This is a genomic window from uncultured Paraglaciecola sp., from assembly GCF_913020055.1.
Taxonomy (GTDB): Bacteria; Pseudomonadota; Gammaproteobacteria; order Enterobacterales; family Alteromonadaceae; genus Paraglaciecola.
Map to the genome: position 1 here is coordinate 85,427 of NZ_CAJWCF010000004.1, position 6,850 is coordinate 92,276.

Here is a 6,850-nt window from a genome sequence, read left to right on the forward strand (position 1 = left end):
ATAAGGGAGCACATTATGCAAGATTTTATACTGCCTGATATTGGCGAAGGCATTGTTGAATGCGAAGTGGTCAAATGGCTAGTCGCTGAAGGCGAAAACATTGTTGAAGACCAACCAGTGGTTGAAGTCATGACTGACAAAGCTTTGGTTGAAATCCCGGCTAAGTACAGTGGTGTGGTGACTAAATTATATTACACCGAGGGTAATATCGCTAAAGTACATTCACCGTTGTTTGCCATGCAAACTACTGAAGAAGATGCCCCTCAGTTAGGATCAAAACCTAATGAAGAGAAAATGAGTACTGAAGTGGTGTCGTCAAATAGTCAATTAATGTCTAATCAACCTCTTTCTGATATTGCAATTAAAGGAGCAAGTAAAGCCCTTGCAAGTCCAGCTGTAAGACGCTTAGCCAGAGAGCTAGAAGTGGATTTATCACAAATAGTGGGAAGTGGAGATAAAGGCCGTGTATTAAAAAACGATCTTAACGTCACTACCTCTACTATGAATCAGCCTATCACTGATAAGCCTGCTGTGAGTGGTGGGAAGCGTATTGTGCCTATTCGTGGGGTTCAGGCAGCCATGGCCAAACATATGATGCATTCGGTTTTTACCGTGCCGCATTTTAGCGTCAGTGAAGAAATCGTGATGGATAAACTGATCGAGACAAGGGCTCAGCTCAAAGAATCATTTGAACAAGAAGGGGTTAAACTTAGTTTTATGCCCTTTTTTATAAAAGCAATGTCATTGGCATTAAAACAATTCCCTATCATCAACAGTCAAGTTAATGCTGATTGTTCAGAAGTGACATATTTTGATGACCACAATATAGGTTTAGCAGTGGACTCTAAAGTGGGGTTAGTTGTACCCAATATCAAAGGGGTTCAGCATCTATCTTTATTTGAAATTGCGGTAAAATCTAACGAATTAGTCGATTTAGCGCGTCTAGGCAGATTAAGTAGTAACGATCTAAAAGGCGGCACTATAAGCATTTCAAATATAGGTGTTTTAGGTGGTACTGTGGCTACACCGGTAATCAATGCGCCAGAATCAGCTATTGTGGCGCTAGGTAAAATGCAACGTTTACCTAGGTTTGATGAAAATGATCAGGTGAAAGCGGTAAACATTATGCATGTAAGCTGGTCAGGTGATCATAGAGTGATTGATGGTGCCACTATGGTGAGGTTTAACAACCTATGGAAATCCTACTTAGAAAATCCAATTACGATGTTGGCAACAACAAGATAGTAGAAATATTTCAAACCCGCTAACAGCGGGTTTATTTTTGCTTTAAGATTAGCGGCATTAAATAAAGTAGTAAAAATAAGGAATTCCCAATTGTTAAGTTATCGACATAGTTTTCATGCAGGTAATCATGGTGATGTGTTAAAACACATTTGTCAGATGTTGATAATCGACAAATTAAAAAGCAAGGAAAAAGGTTTTTGCTACTTTGATACTCACAGTGGTGCAGGGGTGTATCAGTTAAATTCACAAGAGTCTCTCAAAACCAAAGAATTTAAGCAGGGTATTGAACGTATAACTGGGCAATCGATACAAAACGAAGCGATTAACCATTATTTGTCTTTAGTTTCTAACTATATGGAATTTAACCAATACCCCGGCTCACCAGAAATTGCAAAATCTATGCTGCGTGAGCAAGACAAAATGGTATTGATGGAATGGCATAACCAAGAAATACAAAATTTAAAGAGCAATATTGGCGGAAAAAACATCGCAGTTCATCATAGGGATGGATACGAAGGTTTAGTCGCGTTAACACCACCCAATATGCAAAGAGGTATGGTGCTTATTGACCCTTCTTATGAAGTTGCAAGCGAATACCAGCAAGTAGTTGATACTGTAGCTGCCGTAAGTAAAAAATGGAACTCGGCTATTTATGCCATTTGGTATCCACTTATTGCTGATAGACAAGTGTCGAATGCAGACTTCGATAGCAGCGTTAGTAAAAAAGGCAAAAGTGAAGCTATGCTGGAAGCCTTAAGCCAGCAATCGTTTAAAAACATGCTTAAAATAGAGTTATGCGTAACCGACGGCAGTAAGGCTGGAGGTATGTATGGCTCTGGAATGCTTCTCATTAACGCCCCCTGGCAGTTAGATGTTCAAATAAAAGAAAGCCTACAAGCACTTACACCACTAATGGCGCAAAACAATAGTGCTTCTTACTCAGTTGATTGGTTAATTGAAGAATAATTGGCAATCCGTAAATGTTAAAACCGGCGAACATAAAACATTTTTATATCCCTAATGAACAGTCTATATATTTACTGTCCCACAAAGATGCCAAAAAACTAAAAGATTGGTTTAAGTTGTGTACTGAGCAGCTGAAGTTGCTTGGTTATAAAGATATTGAGCTAATAGGTAAAGGCGCGTTTGGTTTTGCGTTTGCGGGAACCGCGTTAAATGCTACTGAATCTCAAAATAAAACGGAGCAACAACAGCAAGTATTTAAGTTCTCTCGGATAAACCTACCGCAACACGTTCAAGACCGATTAGAGGAAGAGGCCTATATGTTGAGTTTGGTCAATCATCCCTATGTACCACAACTAATCGAATACCAGAAGATTAAGAAACAATCGGTTTTGGTTATGGAAAGAGCGAAAGGAGAAGATTTAGAGAAAATATCTCTTAAGCATGGACCATTATCAGTGCGTCTGGTGATAAACATTGCGGCACAACTTGCTAATATATTGTTGTATTTACGTGGCCATCACCAACAAAACCAGCCTAAACCGATAGTACACGGCGATATCAAACCGTCGAATATCGTATTTGATGAAACCAGTGAAGAGGTAGGGCTGATAGATTGGGGCTCGTCGGTTTTTGCTCAGATTGACGATCAAGGCCAATTTGTTGGCAATAATGTAATGGACTTGATGTCTAGCGACATACAACAAACGAATGCGCGACTTGGTGACGTTTATTTTATAGGTGAAGATCAATTAAATGGTGGGTTATCTTCGGTTCGTTTTGATGAGCAAGGTTTGGCCAGTACGCTATATGCACTGGCATCTGGCCAGTCAAGTCGTTTTGGACATAATGTTATCACGCCCAATTCTATCGGTTTGCCTCAAGAGCTTGCCAAAACACTCACAGCTATGATGAGTAACTCACCAAGTATGCGTGAACAAGGTGGTGATTATTTCATTAATAACATGCAATACATGAAAAACCTGGTGCTAAATGAAAATATACATCAGCAGCATATTTCATTAATTCCGACTAGGGTGAGTAATAAGGATAAAGAGATTGATACCGTGGTGTACAGTTCTCGAAAGTCATTTTTACGTATTGAGGCAAACCAAACAGAACAAGATCTAAGATATATTGATGATGCCCAGTTTGAGCGTTATTACAAAAACTATATGCAAGGCATGGGTGATACGGAAAAAGCATTTGTAGCCGCTGTTAGTCGCTTAGGGAAATATCCTCTAGTAGGAGGGCTAGCGGTTAGATGGGAGGAAACAGGTGTTTTTATCGATTCTAGCTTGAATTTGTATGATGTTACCTTAAAAAAATCGTTTGAAGCCTCACTGAACAATGTTGTACATTTTGCCAGAGCGATTAATAGAATTGGTATTTTTAAATGTTGTATGTTTAACGCTCGGGATACGTTACACATTGAACGCAATGATGAAACCTGTCCATTTTTACCTGCAAGGGGCTTACAAATTCCCTACGAATTAAGTGCCGTTTCACTTACTGAACATGATAGTCGTATGCATTCTTATTTTGAAGATGGTGATGATCCCGACGAATTATTGACCTTATCTAAAGCTTTAATGGCGGTCATCAGTCAACTAAATAGCATTCACCATACTGGTTGCATCATTTTTGAATCTTTACCCAATCACCTGAAAATCCACAGCGATTACAAGTTACTTAATCATGGTTTGGAATTGGAATTTAAGAGTTTATTAAAAGATGTGATAGACCTTATTCCTACCATTCAAGGGTTGGGCATATCAGGTTTTATGAAGCTACCTTTTAAAGACACTCGATTTTTTACCCATCAGGAGCAATTACCTGATAAATTTTACCCTAAAGATCCATATCAACCCACTGAAGTAAGTTTACTTTAGTATTTAGAATAAACTGAGAGCTTATGTCAGACGTAAAACTAGTAGAATTGTTGACCCTTGATAAATTGGAAGAGGGTCTATTTCGTGGTCAAAGTTGGGACCTAGGTTTTCGTGCATTGTTTGGAGGGCAGGTCTTAGGCCAGGCTTTGGCTGCGGCACAACTCACCTTACCTGAAGGACGTATCACTCATTCATTTCATAGTTATTTTCTTTTGCCCGGTGATGCGAATAAACCGGTTGTATTTGACGTCGAAAATGTACGTGACGGCCGTAGTTTCTCCACTAGAAGGGTAAAAGCCATTCAAAACGGGCTAAACATTTTTTATATGACTGCGTCTTTTCAAATGCCAGAAAAAGGTCTTGAACATCAATATGCAGACATGCCTAACGTACCACCACCCGAAGATATTGGGTCTGATAGTAAAGTCTTTGATATTACCCAAGACATGCCTGAATCTATGCGTGAAAGCATTGGCTATCACAAGCCGATTGATATGCGTACAGTTGACTTTGTGTCACCAGAGAATGCAATAGTACAAGAGCCCAAACGTTATATATGGATGAAAGCGCAAGAATTGTTGTCTGGAAATATCAACCTTAACCAAGTGATGTTGGCCTACGCGTCTGATTACCATCTTCTGTCTACTGCGCTTCAACCTCATGGCGTGTCGACTAAAGACAAAAACTTGCGTATGGCAACTATTGACCACTCAATGTGGTTTCATCACCCTTTCGATTTTGATGATTGGTTGCTTTATTGTGCAGAAAGTCCTTTTTCCGGTGGCGCTAGAGGATTAGTAAAAGGTCAATTTTTTAATCGTGAAGGTAAACTTGTAGCATCTACCATGCAAGAAGGCTTATTACGAAAAATAGGAGAATAAAAGTGTTCTACTCTTTAGGCGATGATCATGTTCAGATTGCAGAGGATGTATTTGTTGCACCCGGTGCTCATGTTATAGGTAAAGTTGTTTTACTAAAAAACAGCAGCGTTTGGTTTAATGTAGTGATACGAGGAGATTGTGATGTTATCACTGTGGGTGAAGACAGCAATGTGCAGGACGGTTCAGTATTACACACTGATTTTGGCGTGCCACTAACCATTGGTAAGGGCGTTACAATAGGCCATAAAGTGATGTTGCATGGCTGTGAGATTGGTGACTACAGTTTAATTGGAATTAACAGCGTGGTGTTAAACGGCGCTAAAATTGGTAAACATTGCGTTATCGGTGCCAACAGTTTAATTACCGAAAACATGCAAATACCTGATGGTTCTTTAGTTATGGGGTCGCCTGCTAAAATAATTAAAGCAATTCCTGAACAACAAAAGCAAATGCTTGAACAATCAGCCCAGCATTACGTCGAAAATGCTAAACGATTTTTAAATGAGTTAAAGCAGTGTTAACTATCTAGGCAAAAAAATGCCCGAAACTATTACTAGTTCGGGCTTAGGGGAATGGCTCTCTTTGAGCCGTGCGCTAACTATATAACTTCGTCCTTAAAGTAAAAAGTCATGAAACTGGACTAGTAATAATAGAACAACTTTGTGTGAATAATAAACAATTTTTAAAGTTTATTTAATTCTCTCGATAAAACAACACCTTAACTCCAAATCATGCGGTCTTTGACTTTAAGTTATAGATGTTTTGGTTATTTAGAATATACATATGTTCAACACTAGAATGTCGAGGTGAATGAGTATTTATCTCGGTTATGCTCAGTATTCTTGTCTTGTGGCAAAGGGTTAATACTGTAAAAATCTGACAATTAAATTAGTTTGAATTCGGAATCATTATGCCTCAATCATTTTCATCATTTATACCACCCACTCGTGTGCTTATGGGGCCAGGTCCTTCAGATGTATATCCACAAGTTCTTGAGGCTTTGGGTAGACCAACTATAGGTCACCTAGACCCTAAATTTGTAGACTTAATGGATGAAGTCAAACAGTTATTACAGTATGCGTTTCAAACGGATAACGCGTTAACCATGCCTATCTCGGCGCCTGGTTCGGCGGGGATGGAATCAGTTTTTGTTAACTTGATTGAACCCGGAGATAAAGTAGTAGTTTGCCAAAATGGCGTGTTTGGTGGACGTATGCAGCAAAATGTCCAGCGCTGTGGTGGACAAGCGATTATGGTCCAAGATGAGTGGGGTAAACCCACAGATTTGAATAAAGTAAGAGAAACTTTACTAGCCAACCCGGATACTAAAGTTTTGGCTTTTGTACATGCTGAAACCTCTACCGGTGTTTTAAATGATGCCAAGGCATTGTGTCAATTAGCCAAAGAGTTTGATTGTTTAAGTATAGTAGATGCAGTGACGTCATTAGGCGGTAGCAAACTTAAAGTTGATGATTGGCAGATTGATGCTATTTATTCAGGTACACAAAAGTGTCTTTCTTGTGTACCTGGGTTATCCCCTGTTTCTTTTAGCGAACAGGCCATCGAAGTGATAAAGCAGCGTAAACATCCTGTGCAAAGTTGGTTTTTAGATATGGATTTGGTAATGGGGTATTGGGGGCAGGGAGCTAAGCGCGCCTATCACCATACAGCGCCAGTTAACAGTATCTATGCCTTACATGAATCATTACTTATATTACATAAAGAAGGACTAGAGAATGCTTGGGCAAGACATTATCAAAACCACCTGAATTTAAAGTCAGGTTTTGACAAGTTGGGATTAGAACTAGTGGTAGAAGAGAAGTATCGTTTACCACAACTAAATATGGTTAGAATTCCTGCCGGCATTGA

At 39.3% G+C, this 6,850-nt stretch carries 6 protein-coding genes; all 6 read left to right on the top strand.

All coding sequences use genetic code 11. The annotated features are described in order from the left end of the window. Positions 1–15: 15 nt before the first annotated feature. Positions 16–1,245: a 2-oxo acid dehydrogenase subunit E2 gene (locus QZ488_RS01895; RefSeq protein WP_293745939.1), complete on the top strand. Its 1,230-nt coding sequence runs from the start codon at positions 16–18 to the stop codon at positions 1,243–1,245. A gap of 90 nt (positions 1,246–1,335) precedes the next feature. Beyond that, a complete protein-coding gene (rlmJ, locus tag QZ488_RS01900) occupies positions 1,336–2,211 on the top strand; it encodes a 23S rRNA (adenine(2030)-N(6))-methyltransferase RlmJ (RefSeq protein WP_293745940.1) in 876 nt (291 codons plus the stop codon). A gap of 14 nt (positions 2,212–2,225) precedes the next feature. Beyond that, complete coding sequence (locus tag QZ488_RS01905; protein ID WP_293745941.1) at positions 2,226–4,100, top strand: protein kinase; 1,875 nt, start codon at positions 2,226–2,228, stop codon at positions 4,098–4,100. A 23-nt stretch (positions 4,101–4,123) separates the two neighbouring features. Next, positions 4,124–4,981, top strand: coding sequence for an acyl-CoA thioesterase domain-containing protein (locus QZ488_RS01910; RefSeq protein ID WP_293745942.1), 858 nt, complete (start codon positions 4,124–4,126; stop codon positions 4,979–4,981). Between the two features lie 2 nt (positions 4,982–4,983). Continuing rightward, positions 4,984–5,502 carry a gamma carbonic anhydrase family protein gene (locus QZ488_RS01915; RefSeq protein WP_293745943.1) on the top strand — a complete coding sequence of 173 codons (519 nt, stop codon included), beginning with the start codon at positions 4,984–4,986 and terminating at the stop codon, positions 5,500–5,502. A 389-nt stretch (positions 5,503–5,891) separates the two neighbouring features. Continuing rightward, the coding region (locus QZ488_RS01920) for an alanine--glyoxylate aminotransferase family protein (RefSeq protein WP_293745944.1) at positions 5,892–6,850 on the top strand (959 nt) is incomplete at its 3' end.